At 65.4% G+C, this 24748-nt stretch carries 24 protein-coding genes and 2 riboswitches; of the genes, 15 read left to right on the top strand and 9 right to left on the bottom strand.

All coding sequences use genetic code 11. From position 1 onward, the window contains the following. Positions 1-171: 171 nt before the first annotated feature. The 3 genes from QRN11_RS08065 to groL all read left to right on the top strand — a co-directional run bounded on the left by QRN11_RS08065 (position 172) and on the right by groL (position 3564). Positions 172-378 (top strand): cold-shock protein, encoded by a 207-nt coding sequence (locus tag QRN11_RS08065; RefSeq protein WP_091417924.1) that lies wholly within the window; start codon positions 172-174, stop codon positions 376-378. Next, positions 375-1655 carry an ABC transporter substrate-binding protein gene (locus QRN11_RS08060; RefSeq protein ID WP_285250560.1) on the top strand — a complete coding sequence of 427 codons (1281 nt, stop codon included), beginning with the start codon at positions 375-377 and terminating at the stop codon, positions 1653-1655. Before QRN11_RS08065 ends, QRN11_RS08060 begins: the two co-directional genes overlap by 4 nt. A 280-nt stretch (positions 1656-1935) precedes the next feature. Further along, the gene (gene groL, locus QRN11_RS08055) at positions 1936-3564 is read left to right on the top strand and encodes a chaperonin GroEL (RefSeq protein WP_091417205.1); all 1629 of its coding nucleotides are present in this window, start codon (positions 1936-1938) and stop codon (positions 3562-3564) included. Positions 3565-3650: 86 nt separating this feature from the next. On the opposite strand, the gene QRN11_RS08050 is transcribed toward groL, so the two are convergent. Further along, positions 3651-4961 carry an ABC transporter substrate-binding protein gene (locus tag QRN11_RS08050; protein ID WP_285250559.1) on the bottom strand — a complete coding sequence of 437 codons (1311 nt, stop codon included), beginning with the start codon at positions 4959-4961 and terminating at the stop codon, positions 3651-3653. A gap of 273 nt (positions 4962-5234) precedes the next feature. On the opposite strand from QRN11_RS08050, the gene QRN11_RS08045 reads away from it, so the two are divergent. Continuing rightward, positions 5235-6248: a ribonuclease HI family protein gene (locus tag QRN11_RS08045; RefSeq protein WP_285250558.1), complete on the top strand. Its 1014-nt coding sequence runs from the start codon at positions 5235-5237 to the stop codon at positions 6246-6248. A 32-nt stretch (positions 6249-6280) separates the two neighbouring features. Here the strand turns inward: QRN11_RS08045 and QRN11_RS08040 are convergent, their stop codons facing one another. The 7 genes from QRN11_RS08040 to QRN11_RS08010 all read right to left on the bottom strand — a co-directional run bounded on the left by QRN11_RS08040 (position 6281) and on the right by QRN11_RS08010 (position 13897). Further along, on the bottom strand, positions 6281-6568 hold the full coding sequence (locus QRN11_RS08040) for a WXG100 family type VII secretion target (RefSeq protein ID WP_091417210.1): 288 nt from the start codon (positions 6566-6568) through the stop codon (positions 6281-6283). Positions 6569-6678: 110 nt separating this feature from the next. Then, complete coding sequence (locus QRN11_RS08035) at positions 6679-8154, bottom strand: sensor histidine kinase (RefSeq protein WP_285250557.1); 1476 nt, start codon at positions 8152-8154, stop codon at positions 6679-6681. A 2-nt stretch (positions 8155-8156) separates the two neighbouring features. After that, entirely contained in the window at positions 8157-8867 is a 711-nt protein-coding gene (locus QRN11_RS08030) for a response regulator transcription factor (protein ID WP_142059953.1), read from the bottom strand. 88 nt (positions 8868-8955) lie between these two features. Then, positions 8956-9456 (bottom strand): DUF427 domain-containing protein, encoded by a 501-nt coding sequence (locus QRN11_RS08025; protein WP_285250556.1) that lies wholly within the window; start codon positions 9454-9456, stop codon positions 8956-8958. A 56-nt stretch (positions 9457-9512) separates the two neighbouring features. Beyond that, entirely contained in the window at positions 9513-11159 is a 1647-nt protein-coding gene (locus QRN11_RS08020; RefSeq protein ID WP_285250555.1) for a DNA repair helicase XPB, read from the bottom strand. A gap of 13 nt (positions 11160-11172) precedes the next feature. Continuing rightward, positions 11173-13653, bottom strand: a complete 2481-nt coding sequence (locus tag QRN11_RS08015; protein WP_285250554.1) for a helicase-associated domain-containing protein — start codon at positions 13651-13653, stop codon at positions 11173-11175. A 10-nt stretch (positions 13654-13663) separates the two neighbouring features. Beyond that, positions 13664-13897, bottom strand: coding sequence for a hypothetical protein (locus QRN11_RS08010; RefSeq protein ID WP_285250553.1), 234 nt, complete (start codon positions 13895-13897; stop codon positions 13664-13666). A gap of 206 nt (positions 13898-14103) precedes the next feature. On the opposite strand from QRN11_RS08010, the gene QRN11_RS08005 reads away from it, so the two are divergent. Then, positions 14104-14487 (top strand): cold-shock protein, encoded by a 384-nt coding sequence (locus QRN11_RS08005; protein ID WP_009358151.1) that lies wholly within the window; start codon positions 14104-14106, stop codon positions 14485-14487. A gap of 6 nt (positions 14488-14493) precedes the next feature. Next, complete coding sequence (locus tag QRN11_RS08000) at positions 14494-15150, top strand: DUF3027 domain-containing protein (protein WP_285250552.1); 657 nt, start codon at positions 14494-14496, stop codon at positions 15148-15150. A gap of 65 nt (positions 15151-15215) precedes the next feature. On the opposite strand, the gene serC is transcribed toward QRN11_RS08000, so the two are convergent. Then, on the bottom strand, positions 15216-16346 hold the full coding sequence (gene serC / locus QRN11_RS07995) for a phosphoserine transaminase (RefSeq protein ID WP_142059943.1): 1131 nt from the start codon (positions 16344-16346) through the stop codon (positions 15216-15218). Positions 16347-16625: 279 nt separating this feature from the next. Here serC and QRN11_RS07990 point away from each other — a divergent pair, with 279 nt between their 5' ends. The 9 genes from QRN11_RS07990 to fdhD all read left to right on the top strand — a co-directional run bounded on the left by QRN11_RS07990 (position 16626) and on the right by fdhD (position 24605). After that, positions 16626-17333 carry an iron-dependent transcriptional repressor DtxR gene (locus QRN11_RS07990; protein ID WP_091417222.1) on the top strand — a complete coding sequence of 236 codons (708 nt, stop codon included), beginning with the start codon at positions 16626-16628 and terminating at the stop codon, positions 17331-17333. A 135-nt stretch (positions 17334-17468) separates the two neighbouring features. After that, positions 17469-17680: riboswitch (cyclic di-AMP (ydaO/yuaA leader) on the top strand. A gap of 10 nt (positions 17681-17690) precedes the next feature. Beyond that, positions 17691-18512, top strand: coding sequence for a M23 family metallopeptidase (locus tag QRN11_RS07985; protein WP_091417224.1), 822 nt, complete (start codon positions 17691-17693; stop codon positions 18510-18512). 147 nt (positions 18513-18659) lie between these two features. After that, a riboswitch (cyclic di-AMP (ydaO/yuaA leader) is annotated at positions 18660-18820 on the top strand. A gap of 70 nt (positions 18821-18890) precedes the next feature. After that, positions 18891-19565 (top strand): C40 family peptidase, encoded by a 675-nt coding sequence (locus tag QRN11_RS07980; RefSeq protein WP_285250551.1) that lies wholly within the window; start codon positions 18891-18893, stop codon positions 19563-19565. 162 nt (positions 19566-19727) lie between these two features. Then, positions 19728-20504: an NlpC/P60 family protein gene (locus QRN11_RS07975; protein ID WP_091417228.1), complete on the top strand. Its 777-nt coding sequence runs from the start codon at positions 19728-19730 to the stop codon at positions 20502-20504. A 255-nt stretch (positions 20505-20759) separates the two neighbouring features. Continuing rightward, a complete protein-coding gene (locus tag QRN11_RS07970) occupies positions 20760-21260 on the top strand; it encodes an HNH endonuclease (protein WP_091417229.1) in 501 nt (166 codons plus the stop codon). A gap of 49 nt (positions 21261-21309) precedes the next feature. Continuing rightward, positions 21310-21957: a molybdenum cofactor guanylyltransferase gene (gene mobA / locus QRN11_RS07965; RefSeq protein ID WP_285250550.1), complete on the top strand. Its 648-nt coding sequence runs from the start codon at positions 21310-21312 to the stop codon at positions 21955-21957. 15 nt (positions 21958-21972) lie between these two features. Further along, entirely contained in the window at positions 21973-22266 is a 294-nt protein-coding gene (locus QRN11_RS07960) for a DUF6457 domain-containing protein (RefSeq protein ID WP_170850692.1), read from the top strand. Further along, positions 22263-23642, top strand: coding sequence for a molybdopterin molybdotransferase MoeA (locus QRN11_RS07955; RefSeq protein ID WP_285250549.1), 1380 nt, complete (start codon positions 22263-22265; stop codon positions 23640-23642). Before QRN11_RS07960 ends, QRN11_RS07955 begins: the two co-directional genes overlap by 4 nt. A gap of 75 nt (positions 23643-23717) precedes the next feature. Continuing rightward, entirely contained in the window at positions 23718-24605 is an 888-nt protein-coding gene (gene fdhD, locus QRN11_RS07950; protein WP_285250548.1) for a formate dehydrogenase accessory sulfurtransferase FdhD, read from the top strand. Positions 24606-24748 lie beyond the last annotated feature (143 nt).

Raw genomic sequence — 24748 nt, 5'->3', positions numbered from 1 at the left:
CGCACCTGCCCGCCTGCCCGGCTGTTACGCCTGAATAACTATTGCCGGCTGTCCCGGAGCCGTCCCGCCCCGGGGGGCACGGAGTTGGCTAGAGTGATTTTCAGGTTCGGTTCGGGCCAGCCGGAATACCGCGGCGTGGACACCCGGACACAATGGAAAGAGTGGTCGGACATGGCACTGGGGACCGTCAAATGGTTCAACGCGGAAAAGGGCTACGGCTTCATCACCGTGGACGGCACGGGTGATGACATCTTTGTCCATTGGTCCGCCATCCAGGGCGAAGGCTACCGGGCCCTCGACGAAGGCCAGCGCGTGGAGCTCGAAGTCGGCGAAGGCGAGAAGGGCCCGCAGGCCGAAAGCGTCCGGCCGGCCGAGTGAACAGCGCTTTCCTCCGTCCCGTGGGCATCCGCCGGACACTCATCACAGCTGCCGCCTGCTCAACCCTCGCCCTGACCGCCTGCTCCGGTGCCACCGGCAACGCGAGGGTGGAACCGGCGGAGGCGTCCGGGGACGGCACCCTGCGGATCGGGCTGATCCTGGACAGCACCGGCGAGAACTCCTTCCTGAACGCACCCCAGCTCGCTGCCGCCAGGCTCGCCGTGCAGGAGATCAACGCCGCGGGCGGCCACAAAGGCAAGCCGGTGGAGCTGCTGCCTACCGAAACGGGCCAGGATGCCGCCGGGCAGGCCCAGGCACTCGTTTCCGCAAAAGCTGACGTTGTGATCGGCCCCACCGATTCGAGCCACGCCGCCGCTGCCATAGACATCCTGTCCCGCGCCCGGACACCCCTCATCTCGCCCGCCAACACGGCCGCCGGCCTCAGCACCTCCAACAGCGGCGGCTATTACTTCCGGACGGCAGCTGCCGACGTCGCACAGGGCCCCGTCCTCGTGAAGCTCGCCAAGGACGCCGGCGCCATAACTGTGGCCGTGATGCACCAGGACGGTTCCTACGGCACGGACGTGTCAGCCGCCGTCGCCACCGCTGCGGAACAGGCCGAAATGAACGTGGCAGCCACCAAAGACTTCAAACCGGGTGAGGTTGGCCCTGCTGCCGCGGAGGTCGGCAAGGCCGGAGCGGATGCTGTGATTGTCATCGCCCGGGACGGTGCACAGGGTGTCCTGGCCGAACTCGCCAATGCCGGCGTGGACGGGAAGCGGATCATCCTCAGCGACGGTGCCTTTGCCCGCTACAGCTCCCGGCTGCCCGCCAAGTTCCTCGACGGCGCCCGGGCGGTGGTTGCCGGGCAGCTTCCCGACGCCGACTTCCAGGCCAGGCTGCTCACGGTGGACCCAGGACTGAAGGATGTTTCGTTCGCCGCCGAGGCCTACGACGCCGTGACCGTTGCCGCCTTGGCTGCCGCCAGGGCGCAGGATGACGCCGGCCGCTCCATCGCCGCCAACCTGATCTCCGCCTCCGGAGGAGCGGTGGAAGGATCCTCCGGGAAACCGGAGGCCGATGCCTGCCAGACCTACAAGGACTGCCGGGCAGGGCTCATGACCCGCCCCGATATTAATTACGACGGCGAATCGGGCCCGATTGCCTTCGACGCCAACGGGGACATCACCACCGCCACCTTTACCGTCTATACCTACGCGGCCGACAACAATCCTGTGCCGAGCGGCCGGGAGACCGCCGGACGGGCAGCGGGCTGAGCTTCGCCCTCGGCTAAACGGGGCAAAGCAGGGTCTTATTCGCTTGCACTCTAACGTGGGGAGTGCTAATTATTGAGTTAGCACTCTGACGTACCGACTGCTAAAGCAAAGCTGGTTCCGGCCCGCGGCGCGCTGCACCGGTCGAGGAGCGAAGAAACACCTAACTGGAGTGAGATCCGCAGCCGGAGGCATACAGAGGCCAATGGCGAAGGATCGTCCGTCGCGGGCACTGCAGCGAAGGTTCATTCTTAACGACTGTCCCGAAAGGACTACTGCCGTTATGGCCAAGATCATTGCATTTGATGAAGAGGCACGCCGCGGCCTTGAGCGGGGTCTGAACATCCTCGCCGACGCCGTTAAGGTCACCCTCGGCCCGCGTGGACGCAACGTCGTCCTCGAGAAGAAGTGGGGCGCCCCCACGATCACCAACGATGGTGTTTCCATCGCCAAGGAGATCGAGCTGGACGATCCTTACGAGAAGATCGGCGCCGAGCTGGTCAAGGAAGTTGCCAAGAAGACGGACGACGTCGCCGGCGACGGTACCACCACGGCAACCGTGCTGGCACAGGCACTGGTGAAGGAAGGCCTGCGCAACGTTGCTGCCGGCGCCGACCCGCTGTCCCTCAAGCGCGGCATCGAGAAGGCCGTTGAGGCCGTCACCGCCGAACTGCTGAACTCCGCCAAGGAAATCGAAACCAAGGAAGAGATCGCCGCAACGGCGTCCATCTCCGCCGGTGACGAGGAAATCGGTGCCCTCATCGCCGAAGCCCTGGACAAGGTGGGCAAGGAAGGCGTCATCACGGTCGAGGAGTCCAACACCTTCGGCCTGGAGCTTGAGCTCACCGAAGGCATGCGCTTCGACAAGGGCTACATCTCCGCCTACTTCGTCACTGACGCCGAGCGCCAGGAAACGGTCCTCGAGGATCCGTACATCCTGATCGTCAACTCCAAGATCTCCAACGTCAAGGAACTGGTTGCTGTCCTCGAAAAGGTCATGCAGTCCAACAAGCCGCTGCTGATCATCGCCGAGGACATCGAGGGCGAGGCCCTGGCCACCCTGATCGTCAACAAGATCCGCGGCACCTTCAAGTCCGTCGCCGTCAAGGCTCCGGGCTTCGGTGACCGCCGCAAGGCACAGCTCGCCGACATCGCCGTCCTCACCGGTGGCCAGGTCATCTCTGAAGAAGTTGGCCTCAAGCTGGAGAACGCCGGCCTGGAGCTCCTGGGCAAGGCACGCAAGGTTGTTGTCACCAAGGACGAGACCACCATTGTCGAAGGTGCCGGCGACGCCGACCAGATCGCCGGCCGCGTGGCCCAGATCCGCGCCGAGATCGAGAACTCCGATTCGGACTACGACCGCGAGAAGCTGCAGGAGCGCCTGGCCAAGCTGGCCGGCGGCGTTGCAGTCATCAAGGCCGGTGCCGCAACCGAGGTTGAGCTCAAGGAGCGCAAGCACCGCATCGAAGACGCAGTGCGCAACGCCAAGGCTGCTGTTGAAGAAGGCATCGTGGCCGGTGGCGGCGTGGCCCTCATCCAGGCCGGTGCCAAGGCATTCGCCAACCTGCAGCTGTCCGGTGACGAAGCAACCGGTGCGAACATCGTCCGCGTTGCCATCGACGCCCCGCTGAAGCAGATCGCCTTCAACGCCGGCCTGGAGCCGGGCGTTGTGGTCGACAAGGTCCGCGGCCTGCCCGCAGGCCACGGCCTGAACGCCGCAACCGGCGAGTACGTCGACCTGCTGGCTGCCGGCGTGAACGACCCCGTCAAGGTGACCCGCTCTGCCCTGCAGAACGCGGCCTCCATTGCCGGTCTCTTCCTCACCACCGAGGCAGTTGTGGCCGACAAGCCCGAGAAGAACGCTGCCCCGGTTGGCGGCGGCGACGACATGGGCGGCATGGGCGGCTTCTAAGCCTTCCCTGCCGGGCCTGGTCCCGCGAATACATAAATGCGGCCCCCTCTTGGAGGGGGCCGCATTTGTTTTGTCCAGCAGGAGATTTACTTCCTGGCGCTGGCCAGCATTCCTTCAACTTCCTTTTTGAATGCTTCAGCAGCTGCCTGCGGCGTGAGGCGGTCGTAAAGGACTTCATCGGTGTACCGCTTGATGACGTTCTGCACGCTGCCGGCACCCACCGGCGGAACCGGTGGTGCTTCCTTGATATCCGCGGCGATGTCCTTCAGGAAGCTGACCACCGTGGTGTCCGCAGGCTTCAGCGAGGGCGTGATGCCCTCCACGATCTCCGGGTTGGTGGGTACGCCCCGGTCAGTCATCAGGATCGCCCCGGCTTCAGGGCTGTTGGCCAGGTAGTTGATGAAGGTGGCTGCCTCTTCCGGATGCTTTGAGCGGGAGGAGGCGGACCAGAACATGGTGGGCTTGTAGTACATGCCGTTCCCTGCAGCGGAGCCGTCAGTGCTGGGCGCGCGGAGCATCTTGATGCTGCTGCCGGTCGTCGCCTCGAGGGAACCGAGCTGGTTTGTCCACCACCAGGCCATGCCCACCCTGTTGGTGCCGAAGAGGCTTTCTTCCAGCCCCGCGCCGGCGTCTTCGGTGGCGACAGTGGCGGGCGGGCTGGCCTTCGAATCACGCTGTTCCTTCAGGCGCTCCCAGAAGGAGGCGGCCGTCGAGGTATCGAAATCCAGCTTGCCGTCCTCTGAATAGAGGTTCTCGCCGTGCTGCCGCAGCCAGATGATCAGGTCCGCTTCGTTGGCGCCGTAAGCCGCGCCGTAGTTCTTGCCGTCATCTGATGCGCTGATCTTGGCGGCCGCGGCCATGAAGTCATCCCAGGTCCACTTCGTGTCATCCGGGAGGGGAACATTGGCCGCCTCAAAGACTTTGGTGTTGGCCATGACCACGTAGGCATTTTGGCCTGTGCTCAGGCCATACTGGGCGTCGTCGTACTGCCCTGATGCCAGCGCTTCCTTGTCCAGCTTGGAGGTGTCGATACCCTTCTGCTTGGACAAATCAAGGAGGGCACCGCGTCCGCCGTATTCGGCGATGTACTTCTGGTCCATCTGGATGACATCCGGCGCGTCGTTCGCAGCAGTCTTGGTGGCGAGCTTGTCCCAGTAGCTGGCCCACTCGCCGGGCTCGGATTCGATCTTGATATTCGGGTGCTCGGCTTCGAAAGCGTCAATGACCTTTTCGGTCTGTGCGTTGAGGTACTCATTGCCCCACCAGGCAAACCGCAGCGTCACTTCCTCGCTGTTGCCGGAACCGCCGGACGCGCCGCATCCTGTTGCCAGGAGGGAGAGGGCCACTGCTACTGCGCCCAGCTGGAATTTCCTCCGCCTGCCGGTTGGAATCGTCATCGATGTGCCTTCCTCGTTCTGGTGGAAACGCCTTCTCCTTGGGTGACAAAGGGGACGTCCTCGCCCGCCTCGCCCAGACCAAGAAAGCGTTTTCTGGTATGACATCCGATTGTGCCGGGCGCCGATGCCGCCGTCAAGGAGTTTCGGTAAACGCTTTCCTGCCAAGGGGTGTTCCTTCGTCCGGTGAGGGCAGGCAGCGGTCACAGCAGGCAGCAGTGGCCGGAAGCGCGGCCCGACCATCTGTTTGTCGGTCTCTTCTGGCAGGATGGACCGGTGACGATTACAGCAGCGGCCGACGGTTCGGCTTTGGGAAATCCCGGCCCGGCAGGCTGGGCCTGGTACGTGGACGACGACTGCTGGCGCGCCGGCGGATGGCCGCACGGGACCAACAACCAGGGCGAGCTGATGGCTGTCCTGGATCTGTTGCGGGCCACTGCCCATCTTCCCGAAGAGGACCTGCACATCCTCTGCGACAGCCAGTACGTCATCAACTCCATCACCAAATGGATGCCAGGTTGGAAGCGGAAGGGCTGGCGTAAGGCGGACGGCAAGCCCGTGCTGAACGTTGACCTGCTCAAGGAACTGGACCGGGAACTGGCGGGGCGCAAATACCGGTTCGAATGGGTCAAGGGCCACGCCGGGCACGACCTGAACGAAGCCGCCGACGAGCGTGCCCGGGCTGCGGCCACTGCCTACCAGCAGGGTGTGGCCGCCCGCTCAGGGCCCGGCTTCCCCGGTGCGCACCACCTTCCCGCCTCGGGAGCACGTACTGCGGGGCCGGCTGCAACCCCGGTCCGCACTCCCGCAGCAGCAGCCCGTGAGCCTGACCTGTTCAACCAGCAGGAGCTGACCCGGCAGGACACCAGCCAGGACTACGCCCAGCTGGATTTCGCCCAGCTTGGTGATGGGGCTTTCGACCTCGCCGGAACCGGCCCGGCTGAAACGGCGCCGCCCGAAGCACTCGTGGAGCAGCTGGAGCGGGAACTGCTGGGTCCCCTGGTTCGTGGTGATATCGGCAGGACAGCAGTCCTCCTGCACCCTGACTTCCTGGAAATCGGCAGCTCCGGCCGGGTCTGGACGCGGGATGCCATGATGATGGCGCTGGAAGAGGACCCGGGAGAGCGGACCGACATCGAGATCATCGGCGCGGACCGTGTGGGCCCCGGCGCCGTGCTGCTGACCTACCGGAGCTTCGCGCGCTCAGGCACCACCCTCCGGAGCTCCCTGTGGGTGCTCGACGGTGAGCGCTGGCGGCTGCGGTTCCACCAGGGCACGCCCGAAGCCTGACGAAGGCTACGAGCGGGTGTCCGGCGGTGGGCCTAGCTGAACCGCTGGGTATTCCCCTGCTCTGCCTGCGCGTACGTGGCAGCCGCCGAGGCAAGTGCCATGTTGATGGACGCCAGCGAAGACTCCACCCGGCCCTGCGTGATGGTCCATTCCGTGACCAGCGCCTGGAAGTTGGTGGCTGCGGAGCCGCGCCACGAGCCCTGAAGCTCGTCCAGTCCCCGTTTCATGGCCTGGACGTCGGCGCTGATCCGCTCCACCGTTGCCTGGACGTTGGCCGACTTGAGCTGCAGGAGTTCGGTATCGACAGAGATGATGCTCATGGCAGTGCCTTTCGCTGTAGCGGGCAGCAGTATGTGCTCCCGTGCCCGGCTTCTCCGGACGTCTGCAACGAGCCTAGGGATGCGCCGGCTAACGGTGCCACGGCCGAAAGTTATATGTGGATAACCTCGTCGCTGCCCTCGGCTTTGGCCTCCATCGGCGCGTCTTCGCGCTTGGGAAGGCTGACCACCAGGGTGGCCCCGCCGCCGTCGGTGGTGGCAACCCGCACCGAACCGCCGTGGGATCCGACAATAGCGGCCACAATGGCCAGGCCCAGGCCGCTGCCGCCGGTCTCACGGGTGCGGGACGTGTCGGCACGGTAGAAGCGTTCAAAAACCTTGGACGCATCCTCCTCGGAGATACCCGGTCCATGGTCGCGGACTTCGATAACGGACCGCTCCTGCCCGTCCTCTGAAACGTGGACACCAACAGCCAGTTCAATGGGGGTGTCTTCAGGAGTGTACCGCAGGGCGTTGCCCACGAGGTTGCCCACCACCTGCCGGAGCTTGGCCTCGTCGCCCAGCACGGGCGCAGGTGCCGCGGAGCCGCCGTCGAGCCCCACCAGGGAGATCACCCGCGACCGCGAGCTGGCCTGCGTATCCACCACCGCATCATGGGCGATCAGCTGCAGGTCCACCGGCTTGCGCTGCAACGGGCGCTGCTCGTCAAGGCGGGCCAGGAGCAACAAGTCCTCCACCATGGAGCCCATGCGCTTGGCTTCGCTCTCGATCCTTCCCATGGCGGTGGCAACGTCCTCGTCAGTGGTTAACGCACCGTGCCGGTACAGCTCGGAAAAACCGCGGATGGTCACCAGCGGGGTCCGCAGTTCGTGCGAGGCGTCGGCAGCGAACCGGCGCATCCTCGCCTCCGAGGCCGTCCGGGCGGCGAACGCCGTTTCGATGTGGGCGAGCATCGCATTCAGCGAACTGCTCAGCCGGCCCAGCTCGGTGCCGGGGTTCTCCACTTCAACGCGGCGGGAGAGGTCACCGGCGGCAATCGCGGCTGCCGTCTTCTCCACCCTGGCGAGCGGCCGGAAGGAGCGCGACACGGTCCAGCTTGCTATCAGGGACGCCAGCAGCAGGGTCAGGAGGCCAACGCCTGTCACCACGAGCGTGGCGTGCTTCAGCACATCATCGACGCTCTGCAGCGGCAGCCCGATGACAACAACAGCCGTGGTCTGGTTGGTCTGGACGGTCACCGCAACCACCCGCCAGTTCTGCCCGTCGGTACCCCTCACCTGGTACGGGACCACTCCGCGGGCCTGGGCTTGCTCAACGCTGATGGCACTGATGTCCGGATGCTTCTCGGCGTCACCACCAAACGGATAGGGTTCCTGTCCCGGGACAAAAAGTATCAAGGAGTAGTCGGTGGGGACCGGAGGATTGGGGGTCTGCAGCTGCGTGAAGGAGCGCTGCTTCCCGGCCAGCTCGACGGCGGCATACAGCTTGTCATCCACCTGGCCTTGCAGGTAGCTGTGAAGCAGGGTCAGGGTTCCCGCGCCGGTCACGGTCAGTGCAACGATCAGCAGGGCCATGATCATGGCCACGAGCTGAGTCCTGAGGGAGGCCGACTTCCAACGCTGGAGCAAGGTCAGCGCTTTTCTGCCGTCCGAAGCACGTACCCCACGCCACGCTTGGTCTGGATCAGGGCTGGAGCTTCAGGATCGATATCCACCTTCCGGCGGAGGTAGGAGATGTAGGACTCCACGATGGAGGCGTCACCGTTGAAGTTGTATTCCCACACGTGGTCCAGGATCTGCGACTTGGACAGCACGCGGTTGGGGTTGAGCATAAGGTAGCGGAGCAGCTTGAACTCGGTGGGGGAGAGTTCGATGACGGTGCCCCCGCGGCGGACTTCGTGGGCGTCGTCGTCGAGTTCCAGGTCATCCACCCGGATCACGGCGTCGTCATCGAGCAAGGGCTGCGTCCGGCGCAGGACGGCGCGGATCCTGGCCACTACCTCGTCCAGGCTGAAGGGCTTGGTGACGTAATCGTCGCCGCCCACGGTGAGGCCGGTGACTTTGTCCTCGGTGTCGTCCTTGGCGGTCAGGAACAGGACGGGGAAGTGTTTGCCTGAAGCGCGGAGCCGCCGGGTGACGGTGAACCCGTCCATGTCCGGGAGCATCACGTCCAGGACGGCGAGGTCCGGTGAATGCAGGTCGGCGGCGGCAAGGGCGTCGCGTCCGTTGGCTGCGGAGACGACGTCGAATCCGGCGAACCGCAGGGAGGTGGACAGCAGCTCGCGGATGTTGGGTTCATCGTCCACCACAAGGAGCTTCGCTTCTGGACCGTTCTTGTTCATGTTCCCATCATGCTCCCAGACTCTGGGAGTTGTCTGGATATTGGGTGGAAGGCCCTTGTGAAGAAGGAGTGCCGGCAGGAGCAGCGATTCACCAGAACGCCGTTGCCGGTTCGCCCTTGAACGGGCCCACCACCCTGCTGGTGATCCACCCGCCATAGAACGAGCCGCCCTGGGGACGGACACGCTCGCCGTCCACCTCGCAGTGGTCCATCCGGCCGGGGTACAGGGCCACGTAACCGGCCAGTGCGGTGAAGCCCGGCGACGGTTCAGGGTAGAACCACGCCGCCGCAGGGGCCACCGTGCCGCCGCCAATAACATCGAGGTACCGTGCCGTCCCCTTGAACTCGCAATAGCTGCTTCCCGTTGCCGGCTCAAGCGTGCCGGCCCCGAAGGCTTCCCGGGGGAAGTAGTAGACCGGCGGGTGGCTGGTCTCCAGAACGCGCAGTGACTGAGAGGCGTCAAGGATGAGCTCACCGCCCAAGACGATCTGGATCCGTTCTTCACTGGGCTCCACGCGCGGTGGCCGCGGATAGTCCCAAACGGATTCCTGGCCGGGTTGCGGTACAAAGGGTTCCACAGGACGTCGCATGCTTTCAGTATGCGCTGTACCGCAGTGAGCCCGGGGAGGGAAGCCGCCGGAGAGGACTACTCCGCTTTTTCCACGTCCTTGGCGTCCATGATCCGGTAGGCATAACCCTGTTCGGCGAGGAACCGCTGGCGCTTGGCGGCGAAGTCCTGGTCCAAAGTATCCCGGGCCACCAGCGAGTAGAACCTTGCAGCCCGGCCGTCCTTCTTGGGCCGCAGCAGCCGGCCCAGCCGCTGTGCTTCCTCCTGCCGCGATCCAAAGGAACCGGAGACCTGGATTGCCACCGACGCCTCGGGCAGGTCGATGGAGAAGTTGGCCACTTTGGACACCACCAGCGTCTGGAGCTCCCCGGCCCGGAAGGCATCAAAGAGCTTCTGGCGCACCTTGACCGAGGTATCACCCTTGATGACGGGCGCCTGGAGGCGCTCGCCGAGCTCGTCCAACTGGTCAATGTACTGGCCGATGACCAGCAGCTGCTCCCCGCTGTGCCGCGCCACGAGCTGCTCCACCACCTGCGTCTTTGATTCGGACGTGGCGCAGAGCCGGTACTTGTCGGCGTCCTCGGCCATCGCGTAGGCGACGCGCTCGTCCCGCGGCAGGTCCACGCGGACCTCCACACAGTCGGCGGGCGCGATGTAGCCCTGGGACTCGATGTCCTTCCACGGCGCGTCGTAGCGCTTCGGCCCGATCAGGCTGAAGACCTCGCCCTCCCGGCCGTCCTCACGCACCAGGGTTGCGGTCAGGCCCAGGCGGCGCCGGGCCTGCAGGTCCGCCGTCATCCGGAAGATCGGGGCAGGCAGCAAATGGACCTCGTCGTAGATGATCAGGCCCCAGTCATGCCCGTCCACCAGTTCCAGGTGCGGATACAGCCCGCCGCGCTTGGTGGTGAGCACCTGGTATGTGGCAATGGTGACGGGGCGGACTTCCTTCAGGGCCCCCGAATATTCGCCGATCTCGTCCTCGGTGAGGGACGTGCGCTTGAGCAGTTCGTCCTTCCACTGCCGGGCGGCAACGGTGTTGGTGACCAGGATCAGGGTGGTGGTGGAGCCGGTGGCCATCGCCGCCGCGCCCACCAGGGTTTTGCCCGCCCCGCAGGGAAGCACCACCACGCCACTGCCGCCGGCCCAGAAATTGTCGCTGGCCATCTGCTGGTAGGGCCGCAGTTTCCAGCCGTCCTCATTGAGGGCGATCAGGTGCGGGGTGCCGTCCACGTAGCCGGCAAGGTCCTCGGCCGGCCAGCCGATCTTGAGCAGCAGCTGCTTGAGCTGCCCGCGCTGGGAAGCGTGAACGACTACCGTTTCGCCGTCGATCCGCGGACCCAGGAGGGGCTGGATCTTTTTGGACCGGATCACTTCTTCGAGCACGGGGTAGTCGTCCGTGCGCATGACCAGCCCGTGCTGCGGGTCCTTTTCCAGCCGCAGCCGGCCGTACCGCGACATGGTTTCCTCGACATCGATCAGCAGCGAGTGCGGCACCGGAAAGCGCGAATACTTCAGCAACGTGTCCAGGACCTTTTCGGCGTCCAGTCCGGCGGCGCGGGCGTTCCACAGTCCCAGCGGCGTCAGCCGGTAGCTGTGGATATGCTCCGGTGCGCGTTCCAGTTCAGCGAACGGCGCGATGGCGTGCCGGGCTTCGGTGGCGAGGTCATGGTCCACCTCGAGGAGGATGGTTTTGTCGCTCTGGACAATCAGGGGTCCGTCGTTCACGCGGGGAAGTCCTTCACTGGTGCAGTTCCTCTGCAGCCTCAATGTCGATGATGCGGTGGATGGAAAGAACCCGTTCGGTGTCCTTCGCGGGGTCGAAGACCCGGACGCGCCCGCCGCTCACTGAGAGAGGAACAACGATCTCCAGGTTGGCATTCCCCATGCCGTCCACCACGTTCATGCTGATCCGCTGCTTCAGCCGGATGGCGCGCTGCAGGGCCTCGAGCCCCAGCTGGGTGGCCGCCTCCGAGCCGAAATCCGCCTGCCCGGCATGGCTTACGACGGCGGCCGGGCGGTGGCGGAGCACGTCCAGCTGGGCTTGTATTTCCTCAGGCTCCGGTGCTGTCCGCGGGGCGGTGTAGACGGGCCGCGACGGGGCATGCGGGGCGGGAACACGCCGGAGCCGGAGAACGGGCTGTTCCGATTCATCCAGCGACGGGGAGAGGCCCAGGCTGCGCAACACCTGCGCCGTTTCACGCGGGGGAGCCGAAGAAATCAGGACGGTGGGAGCAATCCGGACCAGGCCGAGCCCCTCGGCTTTGGGCCCCCGCAGCAGTTCAAGCAGGCCCGCCTCATCCTCGCTCTGGATGAAGCTGGCCGCCACACCCACGCGGAGCCGGCCGTGGCGTGCCGCCGTATCCTCCACGAGGTACTGCAGCGGTTGGGGAACGGCTGTGGCCGAGTGCTCCCGCAGAAAGTCCAGCAAGACCGCGGCATCGTGCCCGGCGTCCAAGGCGCGGCGGATGGACTCCGGTGAGAACCGGTAGATGGTGGCCGGCCCCTGGCCTTCCGCGTCCGCCATCAGCAGCAGTTTTTCGCTGAGCGCCGGAGCAAGGTAGCCGGGCGCCACCGCAGTAAGATCCGCCTGGAGCAGCACGTGGTTCAGCTCTGCCGGCAGGTGCTCACCAAGGATGGTGAGTGCGGCGTCGGGGTCGTCGCCGGCGATGGCGCTTCCCAGCTGGCTGAGCGCTCCGGAACCCAGCAAACCGAGGATTTCCGCTTCGGCCAGCACACCCCGGATCAGGGAGCTGAAGCGCCGGGCCATCCGCGGCTGCGCCCACTCGGCGCGCTGCAGGACTGCGGCAGCATCAAGGACCGGCGCGGTTCCGTCCGGTGCCGCCGCCTCCTGGGTGAGTTCGTTGAGGATTTCCAGGATCCGCTTGCGCACAACGGGGGCGTCAGGCCGCTGTGCTTCGGCCGATAACGCTATGACCGTGCTCCCCGATGCAGCCCGGTGCCCTGCCGTTGCTCCTGGTGTCCCGCTGATGGGTTGGCCCACCATGGACGGTACACGCTCGCTGGCCAGCCAGGCGTTTACCAGCCAGAGCCATTGTTCCTGCCGGGGCAGGACCAGCCACTCCAATTCGGGCGGCTGCATCCACGAGGACGAGTCGACGTCAAGACGGATCAGGCCGGCAAGCCCGCAGAGCTCCAGGAGCAGCCCGACGCGTGGCTGGTCGATCCGGAGGACGTCAGCCAGCCGCCTCATCTCCCGGACGCCCACGCCTCCGCTGCGGAGCGTGGCCAGCGGCTGTTCCTTCACGGCATGGAGCATTTCGCCCACCAGCCGCAGGGTTTCCGCGATGGCGCCCAGCGCGGCGTTGCGGCGCAGGGCGGCGCTGGTGCGGCCCAGTTCAGGGACCGGCGGCGACAACGTGAAGTCATTGATAATGGCCCCGCCGCGCAGGGAAAGTCCCACGCTGTGCGGCAGTTCCACGTGGGCGGCGTCCAGCGGCACCAGCAGGCCGCGGGCCAGGAGCCAGTCGACAGGCCCGACGTCGGATCCCTCAGTGGCGATGGATGCCTTGCGCTGGGCCTGGGGGACGGCACCCATGGCCCAGTTACGGAATTTGGCGAGCAGCGTGGTGGTCCGTTCGGGGGCCGTGGACAGGATGCTGTGCAGCGCCTCTGGGGAGGACGTCCAGTGCTGCAGCGCCAGCGCCGCCTCCATGGGCGTTGTGGCGCCATGGATGGCGACGCCGCTGCGGTGGAGTTCGGAAACAAGCTGGACGGCCCGCTGCGCGAACGCGGGCTGGAGGCGCACCAGTTCCGTGTAGCTCCGTCCCAGCCCGGCCGGGTATATCCCCACCACGTCCTTTAGGCTGCCCACCGGAAGGTAGTAGCGCTGCTTGCCGGCTGGAGTTCCGTGCGGCGGTTCGGCACGGTGCACCAGCGCCAGTTCCTGCAGCGACGCCAGGATGCGTTCCACGGCCGCAAGGGTGGATCCCGAAATAAGGGTGCGCAGGCCCGCGGCTGACGCGCTGTGCTTGGTATCGGTGTTTGTACACAGATGGAGGGTTTCCAGGACCTGCATCTGGGGCCGGTTAAGGCGCTCCAGGGCGCGCTGGACGCTGACCCTCCCGCTGGCCCTGGCAGCGAGGGCGGCGAAATCGGGAACGGCGGGGGAGATGAGGTCCGGCCGCGCGTCGAACAGGGACCGCAACGAATCGTCGCTGCGGGCCTCCAGGTCCTTGCTGAGCGCGCGAATAAGGGACATCAGTCCAACGTTACCGCCCGTCCGGTTTTCCTGCCCGGCGGCGCCCGGCGACGCTGTCCAGGACAAGGAACAGCATCAGGAGGAACGCCAGCGGCAGCGCGTACAGCGCGGTGTAAGTGACCCAGGCGGGGGCTACCGCACCGGCGAACGCAAACGCCATGACGGCAGCCACCGCCGCCAGCGAGAGCACGGCAATAACCGCGGCGAAAATCGTCAGGGGCCGCCGGTAACGCGAGGGAGTCATGGACGTAACGCTAACAGCCCGGTCCGACAGTGCGGGCATGCGTCTCCGGGCGCCGATGAAAGCAGGATTAGGGCATCGGGCAGGATAACCTTGAGGGATATGGACCAACACGGTCTTCAGCCGCCATACCCTGAACCCGCACAACAATGCGGATGCGGTGACGGCTGGCCGTGTCTCAAGACGTCAGAACGAAGAAGGTTGATTACGTGCCTACCGGCAAGGTCAAGTGGTATGACAAGGACAAAGGCTTCGGATTCCTTGCGGGCGAAGACGGCCAGGAAGTGTTCCTGCCCAAATCCTCGCTGCCCGAGGGTGTCACGGAGCTGAAGGCCGGCACCCGCGTTGAGTTCGGGGTCGCCGACGGACGTAAGGGTGCCCAGGCCCTGGGACTGCGCGTGCTGGATAAGACGCCGTCCATCGCCAAGGCGAAACGTCCCAGCGCCCGCGATCTTGCCCCGCTGGTCCAGGACCTGGTGAGCGTGCTGGACAACCTGTCCGGAACGCTCTCCAAAGGCAAATACCCGGAAGGCAACAAGGGCAAGGCCATCGCCGCCGCCCTGCGTAAGGTTGCCGACGAGCTGGACGTTTAGGCCCTGATGAGTTCGGAAGCTGATCAGCCGCAGCCGGCAGTTGAGTCCCGGGAGTTCGCGTCCCGGGAACCGGAGCAGCAGGAGCCGGTTACCGCCACCGCCGCATCACGGGCCGCCGCGCCTGCGCCGGTGCGGAGCCCCAAGCCGCGTGCAGGTGTGCCCGTATGGCGGACCGGCAAGCCCGACGCCTTCCTTGCCGCCGCGGTGGACACTGCCCGGACGGCGATCGAAGGCATTACGGCGGCAAAGGATATTGGTCGGCACCTGGCAGCCAGGAGCGAAGGCGACCGCCTGGTGACGCATCTTTTTGAGTCCCGGCTGCCCGGCTACGGTGGCTGGCAATGGTTCGCGGTCCTGACCCGGAACTCACGCTCCAAGGTGGTCACGGTCAACGAGTTGGGTCTGCTGCCGTCCGAGGACTCCATCCTTGCCCCGGAATGGGTTCCGTGGGCGGAGCGGGTCCGGCCCGAAGATGAGCAGGAACCGGAGCAGGAAACTGCTGAGGTTGAGCCTGGGGTCCAGGAGCCAGCTTCGGCGAAACCTGCTGCGGCGGACGACGCAGCAGCTGGGCCGGCCGCAGGGGAACAGGAGCAGGACCAGGAGTCCGGGGACGGGGAGCCCGACGACGGCGGGCAGCCCGGCGACGCAGCAAGGACTTCCTGACCACAAACGAACGGCGCCGTCCGGGATGAACCCGGGCGGCGCCGTCGTACGTTAAAGCGTCCTGGCTACTTGCGCAGCTCGCCCACGACGTAGTCGATGCTTTCCAGCAGGGCCGAAACATCTGCCGGCTCGATGGCCACGAACGTTGCGATGCGGAGCTGGTTGCGGCCCAGCTTGCGGTAGGGCTCGGTGTCCACGATGCCGTTGGCGCGCAGGACCTTGGCCACTGCGGCTGCGTCCACGGACTCGTCGAAGTCGATGGTGGCGATGACGTTTGAGCGCTCGTCCGGGTTAGTGACGAAGGGAGTGGCGAACCCGGAAGCCTCGGCCCAGCTGTAGATGCGGCCGGCGGAATCGGCGGTGCGCTTGGACGCGAAGTCCAGGCCACCGTTGGAGTTCAGCCACTGCACCTGTGCATCCAGCGTCACCAGGGTGGACAGCGAGGGGGTGTTGTACGTCTGGTTCAGGCGGGAGTTGTCGATGGCGGTCTGCAGGTCCAGGAAGTCGGGGATCCAGCGGTCGCCGGCCTTGATCCGGGCGGCGCGTTCCAGGGCGGCAGGGGAGAACAGACCAAGCCACAGCCCGCCGTCGGAGGCAAAGTTCTTCTGCGGGGCAAAGTAGTAAACGTCACTCTGTGCCACGTCGACGTCCAGGCCGCCGGCAGCAGAGGTGGCGTCCACCAGGACAAGCGAGCCCTCGTCCGCGCCGGAGACGCGCTGTACGGGAGCAGAGACGCCGGTACTGGTCTCGTTCTGCGGCCAGGCGTAAACGTCCACGCCGGCTTCAGCCTGCGCGGAGGGGCGGGTGCCGGGCTCGGACTTGATGATGGAGGACGCCTCAAGGAAGGGTGCCTTGTTGGTGGCTGCGGCAAACTTGGAGCCGAACTCACCAAAGGAAAGATGCTGCGCCTTCTTCTCGACCAGGCCGAAGCTGGCGATGTCCCAGAATGCCGTGGAGCCGCCCACGCCAAGAACTACCTCGTACCCTTCAGGTGCCCGGAAGAACTGGCTCAGTCCCTCGCGGACGGAGCCCACGAGGTTCTTGACCGGGGCCTGGCGGTGGGAGGTGCCGAGGATGTCCTTTGACGCGGCTGACAGGGCATCAATCTGCTCCTGCCGGACCTTGGAAGGCCCGGCGCCGAACCGTCCGTCCTTGGGGAGGAGATCGGCGGGAATAGTGATGCTGGTTTCGCTCACGGGTGCTCCAATTTCGGCATGGACATAACTGTGGTCCGGACGGGTGTTGGCGGCCGGCAGTCTGCGGTGACTGCAACCAGGGCCTTCCTCATTCTGCCTGAAGCGCTGATTCCGCGGGAACCCGGACCGTCATAGTCCAGTCAATGAGACGCCCCCGTAGCACACGTGCGAACTATTCGGACAAAGTCAAAATAGGCTAAGCTTTTCCACGGACTACGTCGCGGTGTAAGGCGATACGGTGGGACAACGCAAGGTACTGCGCTCGAGGAGCTGAGCTGGATGACGGATCTGATCGACACTACGGAGATGTACCTTCGGACCATTTTGGAGCTTGAGGAAGAGAACATCGTTGCTCTTCGTGCGCGCATCGCCGAACGGCTCCGCCACTCCGGGCCCACCGTCTCCCAGACCATCGGCAGGATGGAGCGGGACGGGCTGGTGGTTGTCTCCGGAGACCGGCATCTGGAACTCACGGAAACGGGCCGCAAGCGCGCAACGGAGGTTATGCGCAAGCACCGGCTCGCCGAGCGCCTGCTTGCCGATGTGATCGGCCTGGACTGGGCCTACGTCCATGACGAAGCCTGCCGCTGGGAACATGTGATGAGCGAACGGGTGGAGCGGCGCATCTACGAGTTGCTCAACCACCCCACCGAATCACCGTACGGAAATCCGATTCCCGGCCTGGCAGCCCTGGGCGGCACGCCGTCCCTGGGTTTTGCCGACGGCGCCATCAGCCTCCTGGATGCGATGAAGTCCTATGGTCCGGCATCAGAGGTGACTGTGAGCCGGCTTGCAGAACCCATTCAAGTGGAACCGGAACTGCTGTCCCAGCTCGACGAGGGCGGTATCCGGCCGGGCGCCGCAGTGGCCCTGGAGCGGGTGGGCGATTACATTTCGGTACGGGTTCCGGGTATTGAAGGGGCGCTGGAACTGCCGCCCGAGGTGGCCGCGCACGTGTTTGTCGCCATTCGCCAGCCTGCAGCTTAAGGGGCTGACTACCCCATCACGGGGCATATACCCAAAGATAACGGAATTGTTACTAAGGGCCTTAAGCCCCTATAGTTGAACCAAGCGTTGATATTAAAGCGTTACCTGATCTGGAGCCGAGCTCTGCCAGCGGATCAGGAGCACGAGTCGTAACTGGCAGAGGCGGGGGAACCACAAGCGGCAGCGGGGGACTGCCTTGGGGTGAAGTCCGTCAGCAGCAAGCCTCTTCCAGTGAAGGATCCCTCCCGGGATATCTCTGTGCCGAAGCTTGCTTACGGCGGACCGGGTCTTTGAACTCTCTGACCCGAATCCGACAGCTAACTTCGCAGGCTTTCCAGAGAGGAACCCTTCTTGACCATGCAGAATTCCAGGGGACGCCGCCGCGCGGCGGGCCCCGCTTCGACACCGCGTGTTGTCGAAGTCATCACCTCGGAGCGCCCCCGCGATCTCCACCGTGATGCGCGCCGCCGTCGGGGTCCCCTCCGCCAGATCACCGAGTTCGCGTCCGCCAGCGGCATCGGCCAAAAGGCCGGCGTTGCCCTTGCCGCCACCGGCCTGGTCCTTACGGTCACGGTTCCGGCCACCAGTCCCGTTATGGCCACTGATGCTTCGGGCGCTACGCCTGTTGCCGCCTCCGCCGTGGCGCCCCAGCCCCAGATTTCAGCCGAAGCCGGAGCGCAGATCGACTTCAGCCGCTCCGCCGTGGTGACCCAGGCTGATCCGGACGGCAAGCTGAAGCAGCTGCTCAGTGCACAATCGGCGGGCGCCATCAGCCGCGCCGCCTCGGCCGGCAGCCTCGGCGCTCCGCTCGCCGTGATGACCACCGCATCGCCCTTCGGCTACCGCGTCAGCCCCATCACCGGCGGCACCGGCGACTTCCACCGCGGACAGGACTATGTGGCGCAGTGCGGCACCTCCGTTATGGCCGCCGCCACCGGAACCGTGACCTTTGTGGGCTGGCACCAGTTCGGTGGCGGGAACCGCGTTGTGATCGACCACGGGAACGGGCTGGAAACCACCTACAACCACCTGTCGTCCTCCAGCGTGAAGGAAGGGCAGACCGTATCGCGCGGGGAAGTTATCGCGCTCAGCGGCACCACGGGAGCCTCCACGGGCTGCCACCTGCACTTCGAGGTCCAGGTCAACGGCGAAGTGGTTGATCCCACTGGCTGGCTCTAGTCAAGTGACGGTGAACTATCAGATGATCTTGACTTGCCGTGACCTGAATGTGACATTCATTCAAAACTGCTGTACCGTCTAACTCGCGTCAACTTTTCCGAAGTTGACGCTCTTGTGCGGATTGCCTAGCTCTGCCACCGCTCAAGGTCCGTTCGCATGACATCGTCTGGCAGGGGCGGGGGAACCAATTTTGGCCTTTCCATGGAAAGGCCTTGGGGTTAAGTCGCAAAGCTTCCCAGGAAGCAGCGCGGCCGGGTGACTCCCATCCGAATCCGACAGCTCACCTCGCAGGCATTGGGAGAGGCTACCTTCGTGTCTTCACGCCATAATTCTGCGCGCCACCGTGCGCAAACGGTTCGTACCAACCCCTTGGATACTGTGTCCAAGGCCGTTAGTGCCAATGCCGGGACAGTTGGTCGCCAGGCTGCAGTCATCGCAGCTGCCTCCGGCCTGATCCTGAGCATGGGCCTGCCAGCCACTGCCGCGGACAACGCCGCTGGTGTTTCCGCTTCCACCGAGTCCGGGTCGGCCCAGAGCGCGCTTGCCGTTACTGCCGCCCCCACTGCCACCGTGTCCTTCGAGCGCCCGGTGGTCAAGACCACAGCCGCTCCCAAGGTGCAGACCGTACGCACCCAGTCCACCGCCTCCGCAACTGGAAACGCTGCCACCGGTACTGCTGCCTCCGCTACGGAGAAGCTGGCCGAGACTGTCTCCTCTGCTTCCACCTCGGGCATCGCCGCAATCGCCTACACCGGAATCGGCCACTCGTACGTATGGGGCGGCACCAGCCCCGTCACGGGCTGGGACTGCTCGGGCTTCACGCAGTGGGTCTATGCCCAGGCCGGCATCAGCATCCCCCGCACCAACGCGTGGACGGCCATGAAGCCGACCTCCACTCCGCAGCCCGGTGACCTCGTTATGCAGAACGGTGGCGCCCACGTTGGCATCTACGTTGGCAACGGCATGATGATCAGCGCACTGAACCCCTCCCAGGGAACGCTGCTGCACGCGGTAGCCGCCACCGGCTCCTCCGCGTTCTTCACAATGAACTAGTTCTTCGACCTCCGGGTCCAAGGGCTTTTTCTTTGCCCCCAAGCTTTTTTCGCTAAATCACACATCCCCGTTCGGGACGTGCCGGCGTACCCCCAAGATGCCGGCACGTCCAAACCCCCTGTCTGCCTACAAGGCGACGGGGGAATACGAAAGAGAGAACTGATGACTACTCGTGCAACCGCACGGCATCGCGCCGAAGTCACTAAAACCAACTCGCTCGCCATCATTGCCAAGGCTGTCGGCGACAACGCAGGCGGCGTCGGCCGCCAGGCAGCAGTGATCGCTGCCGCTTCCGGCCTGGTCCTGACCAGCGGCCTGGCAGCCAACGCCGCAGACACCAACGTCCAGCGTGACTCTGCTCCGGCTTCCAACCTGGAAGTTGAATCGACGGTTGAGGCTCCGATTTCGGCTGAGTCCACCATCGCCATTTCCTTCGAGAAGCCCGCAGTGACCACCACTCCGGCTCCCGTGGTGGAAGCTCCGGAACCCGAGGTTGAGGTCCAGGAAGCCGCTCCCGCTCCTGCCGCCCAGCCCGTTGCTGCTCCCAAGGTCACCGCCAAGGTTGCTTCGGCCGCTGCTCCTGCCGCTCCCGCAGCCCAGGCTTCCGCGTCCGGCAAGGGTGCAGCCATCCTTTCCGCCGCCTACGCCCAGCTCGGCGTGATGCAGGACTGCACCATGCTGGTCACCAACTCCCTGGCCGCCGTCGGAATCAACTTCCACGACTGGCCCGCCGGCTACCTCTCCCTGGGGCGTACCGTGAGCGCTGCTGAAGCGCAGCCGGGCGACCTGATCTACTACGCCGATGGCGGCGCCGGCATGGCCCACATCGCTGTCTACGCCGGTAACGGCCAGGCGGTACACGGCGGCTACAACGGCAACCAGACCGTTGTTTTCAGCGCAAACGTTGGCTCCGGCCCCGTCTTCATCCGCGTCAACTGATATTTCTGACATCGCAGTCCGTTTAATCGGACGCATCAGCACCGAACACAGCCCCAGCCGCAAGGCAGGGGCTGTGTTCGTTTAAGCAGGCAGGCCGCGGCTGCCGTCGCGAACGGACACGGCCTGTCCCTTCCTCGGAATTAGCCGATAGCACACTTCTTTGTTTACTCTTGTGGTGTCGATCCATAGCCCGGACATGCCGAGGGCAGCCGGCCCTCGTGCCCCTGACGGGTGCGGCCGTGAAGAGGTACGTGCATGCGCACTCTCGTTCTGAATGCTGGATATGAACCGCTGGCGGTTATTTCTTTCCGCCGGGCGCTGGTGCTTGTGCTGACGAACAAGGCGAGCGTTGTGGCTGAAGGGGACGATCCTGTGGTGGGTCCCCAGGAGATCCTGGGCCGCCCGTCCGTGATCCTCCTGAACCGCTACATCCGCCCCAGATACAACCAGTCCACGGCGGTGAGCAGACGCGGAGTGCTCCGGCGCGACGGGCACAAATGCGCCTACTGCGGAAAAGCTGCGCATACCATCGACCATGTCCAGCCCAAGTCCCGCGGCGGTGCGGATTCGTGGGAAAACCTCGTGGCGGCATGCCTGCGGTGCAACAACGTCAAAGGCGATCACACTCCGGCGGAGATGGGCTGGAAGCTGCGGTTCGTGCCCGAGCCGCCGCACGGCACCATCTGGCAGATCAAGGAACTGGAGAAGCCCACTCCTGCCTGGGATCCGTTCCTGCTGCCGGAGCGCGCTGCCTGACGGTGCCTCACCGGCCCGGCCGGGGCCCGTTCCGGATTAAGCTGGTGGAGTGGAATCAGACAGGCTGGACTTCGACGCCCTGATCCTTGCGGGCGGCCGTTCCTCCCGCCTGGGCGGGGTACCCAAGCAGGGACTCGTCTTTGAAGGCGCCACCCTGCTGCAGCATTCGCTTGCGGCCTGTTCCGCGGCGTCCCTCATCGCCGTGGTGGGCCCGGATACCGGTCCGTTGCCTGCGGGGGTCCTCGCCTGCCGCGAGCAGCCGGAGTTCGCAGGACCGGCTGCGGCGGTCGCCGCCGGGCTGGAAGCGCTGGGCCGTGCAGGCGGCGGACGCGACTTCACCCTGGTGCTGGCCTGCGATATGCCCAGGGCCGCGGGCGCCGTGGAAACCTTGGCGCAATGCCTTGCGTCCCCGGCTGGCGCCGGGGACGGAGTGATGGCGTGTTCTGAAGACGAAACCGCCCAAATGCTGCTGGGTTTTTACCGCACAAGCGGGTTAAAAAGGGCAGTTCAGGCGCTGTCTTCGCGGGACGGCTTAATCAACGGTTCCATGCGGTCCCTCCTTGCTAGTCTGGACGTGCAGCTTGTCACCGTCCCCGCCGGCACCACAGATGATGTGGATACCTGGGATGATGCCGCCGCATTAGGAGTTGACGCCGGGCAGCCGGACGTGCGCCAGGACCGGCGCGGCAGCAGTTGAATTGGGAGGCAAAGAGTGAAAAGCCAGGATGAAACACTGGAGGAATGGTGCAGGTCCCTCCTCCAGGCCTATGAGCTTGAGGACGTCCAGGTGGACGTTAATGCCATCCTTGCCCTCGCGGGCGTTGCTGCGCACTCCGTTGTGCGGCCGGCGGCACCTTTGACCACCTTCATTGCCGGCTACGCAGCCGGCCTTGCCTCGGGCTCCGGGCAAAGCACCGAGGCTTCGTCCATGGAGGACGCCTTGGCTGTGGCACGTTCACTGGCTGCCGATTACGACGCTGAAGCCGCCGGGGCTTCCGGCGAATGATTGAAGAACCCGGGGAAGAACGGAGTTCAACAGACCAGCCGGAGGAGACGCGGCACCTGGCCCATACCTGGGAGGAGGCGCGGCAGGCTGCCTTCGAGGCGGCAACCCCAATTCCAGCCGGACCGGTGCCGTTGCACCTGGCCCTGGGCCGCACGTTGGACCGGGACATCGTGGCACTGCAGGACATGCCGCACTACGCGTCGTCGGCCATGGACGGCTGGGCGGTCAACGGGACGGGGCCGTGGATCCTGGTGGAACCGGGCACGCGCCTTGCACCGCACCAGGCAAGTCCCATTGTGACCGGCGGGCTCATTCCCCCGGGCGGGAAAGCAATACTTCGCAGCGAGAGTGCACTGCTGGGCCAAGATGAGGACGGACTGCCGGTCCTGCTGACCGGCGGCAGCGCCAGGCCCGGTGAGCCGCGCACCGGCCAGCACATCCGGAAAGCCGGGGAAGAAGCGCTGGCGGGAGACGTGCTGGTGAAGGCTGGCGTGCAGCTCAACCCCGCTCATCTGGCCCTGGCTGCCTTGGCCGGATATGACGAATTGCCCGTCCAGGGCAAGCCCATGGTGCGCCTGCTGCTGACGGGCTCCGAAGTGATCGGAAAGGGCGTCCCGGTTCCCGGCAAGGTGCGGGACACCTTCGGTCCGCAACTGCCGGCCGTCGTGAACATGCTCGGCGGGATCGCCGGCGAACAGCAGCGGATCGGCGACTCTTACGCCGAGTGGCTCGCAGCACTCGAAGATGTGGTCCCGGAGGCGCCGGGCGCACCGGACCTGCCGGCCGACGTCGTCATCACCACGGGAGGGACCGGACGGTCAGGCACGGACCACCTCCGCCAGGCGGTTGCCGAACTGGGCGGACGGCTCATCATCGATGGCATAGCCATGCGGCCTGGGCATCCGGCCGTCCTCGCGGAACTGCCGGACGGGCGCTTTGTGCTGGGCCTGCCGGGGAATCCCCTTGCCGCGATGATGGCGCTGTCCACCGTGGGGGCGCCGCTCCTCGCCGCACTGGGCCACGGCAAACTGCCGGACACCCAGGAGGTGCCCTGTGGAAGCATCATCGAACCCGACCCGGGGCGTACCCGCCTGATGCCGTTCCGCCTGCTGTACGGAATGGCGTCGCCGGCGCAGCATACGGGCCCCGGCATGATGCGGGGCCTGGCTTCGGCAGACGGTGTGCTGGTGGTGCCGCCGCACGGTGTCCAGCTCGGTGAACTGGTGCCCGCCTTCGCCCTGCCCTGGGGACCGCCCATTCCGGCCCTTCCAGAGCCAGGTTCGAAGGCGAAGCCCCGGAACGCTGCGCGGCCCGGACGGACCCCCGCCAAGCCGGCAGCCAGTGGCCCCGTAGACTGGAGCGTGCTGCTTGGCTGACCATCGCCGGGCAAGCGCGCTGGCATCCCGCACCGGCAGTTGTCATGATGGACCTATGAACACACAGGGGTGGCCATGGGCCGAGTGACCCAGCGCCGCAAGGTGCACAAATATGTCCTCGATGGCTCTCCAAAGGCTCTCGAATTTCCGGTACGGCACCGCGAGGATGTCCTCGCGGTGGAGGAGCCGCTGGAAATCCGGCTGGGCCAGCTGTCCTTCTCGGTGACCATGCGTACCCCGGGTGACGATTTTGACCTCGTGGCCGGGTTCCTGGTGTCGGAGGGCATCATCTGGAGCGCCGAGCAGCTTGTATCTCTGCGTTTCTGCGCCGGCGAAGACGAGAACGGCGTGCAGACCTTCAATGTGGTGGAGGTGCAACTGCGGCCGGACGTCACCATTCCCTCCATCGGGCGCCACATCTACACGTCGAGTTCCTGTGGCATTTGCGGGACCGATTCAGTGGAGTCCGTGCGGAAGTCATCGCGCTACAGCCTGGATGAGGATTCCCTGAACCTCGACGCCGGACTCCTGGCATCGCTGCCGGGGCTGCTGCGGAAATCCCAGCGCGTTTTTGAGGACACCGGGGGAGTACACGCTGCCGGTCTGTTCAAGATCACGGACGACGGCGGTGCGGAGCTTATGTGCCTCCGCGAGGATGTAGGGCGCCATAACGCCGTGGACAAGGTTGTGGGCTGGGCTCTGCGTGAAGGACTGCTCCCGCTGCGCGGGACCGTTCTCCAGGTGTCCGGCCGGGCCTCCTTCGAGCTGGTGCAGAAAGCGGCGCTGGCAGGAATCCCCGTGCTGGCAGCCGTCAGCGCGCCGTCCAGCCTTGCCGTGGAACTCGCGGAAGCCAGCGGCATGACCCTGGCCGGTTTCAGCCGGGGAACCAGCCTGAATATCTACACCGGGGACCAGCGCGTCATCAGGCCTGCTGTACAGGTTCCTGCCGCCGCACTTCCCTGATGCAACGGGCCACCCTGCGAATCTGTCCACAAACCGCTGCGGAATTGTTCCCCGGATAGTCGTTGGCTAGTAAGCTACCAGTGGGTAGTTAATCCACCGAATGGACACCTTGGTCCACATTTCCAGCGCTGAAGAGGGCCAAC

Source organism: Pseudarthrobacter sp. fls2-241-R2A-168, from assembly GCF_030209335.1.
Taxonomy (GTDB): domain Bacteria; phylum Actinomycetota; class Actinomycetes; order Actinomycetales; family Micrococcaceae; genus Arthrobacter.
This window is presented reverse-complemented; position numbering and strand designations above follow the sequence as displayed.

Coding starts and splice junctions, on each gene's coding strand:
- QRN11_RS08065 (WP_091417924.1), top strand. CDS start 172: ATGGCACTGGGGACCGTCAAATGGTTCAACGCGGAAAAGGGCTACGGC.
- groL (WP_091417205.1), top strand. CDS start 1,936: ATGGCCAAGATCATTGCATTTGATGAAGAGGCACGCCGCGGCCTTGAG.
- QRN11_RS08050 (WP_285250559.1), bottom strand. CDS start 4,961: ATGACGATTCCAACCGGCAGGCGGAGGAAATTCCAGCTGGGCGCAGTA.
- QRN11_RS08040 (WP_091417210.1), bottom strand. CDS start 6,568: ATGAGCATCATCTCTGTCGATACCGAACTCCTGCAGCTCAAGTCGGCC.
- QRN11_RS08030 (WP_142059953.1), bottom strand. CDS start 8,867: ATGAACAAGAACGGTCCAGAAGCGAAGCTCCTTGTGGTGGACGATGAA.
- QRN11_RS08025 (WP_285250556.1), bottom strand. CDS start 9,456: ATGCGACGTCCTGTGGAACCCTTTGTACCGCAACCCGGCCAGGAATCC.
- QRN11_RS08015 (WP_285250554.1), bottom strand. CDS start 13,653: ATGTCCCTTATTCGCGCGCTCAGCAAGGACCTGGAGGCCCGCAGCGAC.
- QRN11_RS08010 (WP_285250553.1), bottom strand. CDS start 13,897: ATGACTCCCTCGCGTTACCGGCGGCCCCTGACGATTTTCGCCGCGGTT.
- QRN11_RS08000 (WP_285250552.1), top strand. CDS start 14,494: ATGAGTTCGGAAGCTGATCAGCCGCAGCCGGCAGTTGAGTCCCGGGAG.
- QRN11_RS07990 (WP_091417222.1), top strand. CDS start 16,626: ATGACGGATCTGATCGACACTACGGAGATGTACCTTCGGACCATTTTG.
- QRN11_RS07985 (WP_091417224.1), top strand. CDS start 17,691: ATGCAGAATTCCAGGGGACGCCGCCGCGCGGCGGGCCCCGCTTCGACA.
- QRN11_RS07975 (WP_091417228.1), top strand. CDS start 19,728: ATGACTACTCGTGCAACCGCACGGCATCGCGCCGAAGTCACTAAAACC.
- QRN11_RS07970 (WP_091417229.1), top strand. CDS start 20,760: ATGCGCACTCTCGTTCTGAATGCTGGATATGAACCGCTGGCGGTTATT.
- QRN11_RS07955 (WP_285250549.1), top strand. CDS start 22,263: ATGATTGAAGAACCCGGGGAAGAACGGAGTTCAACAGACCAGCCGGAG.
- fdhD (WP_285250548.1), top strand. CDS start 23,718: ATGGGCCGAGTGACCCAGCGCCGCAAGGTGCACAAATATGTCCTCGAT.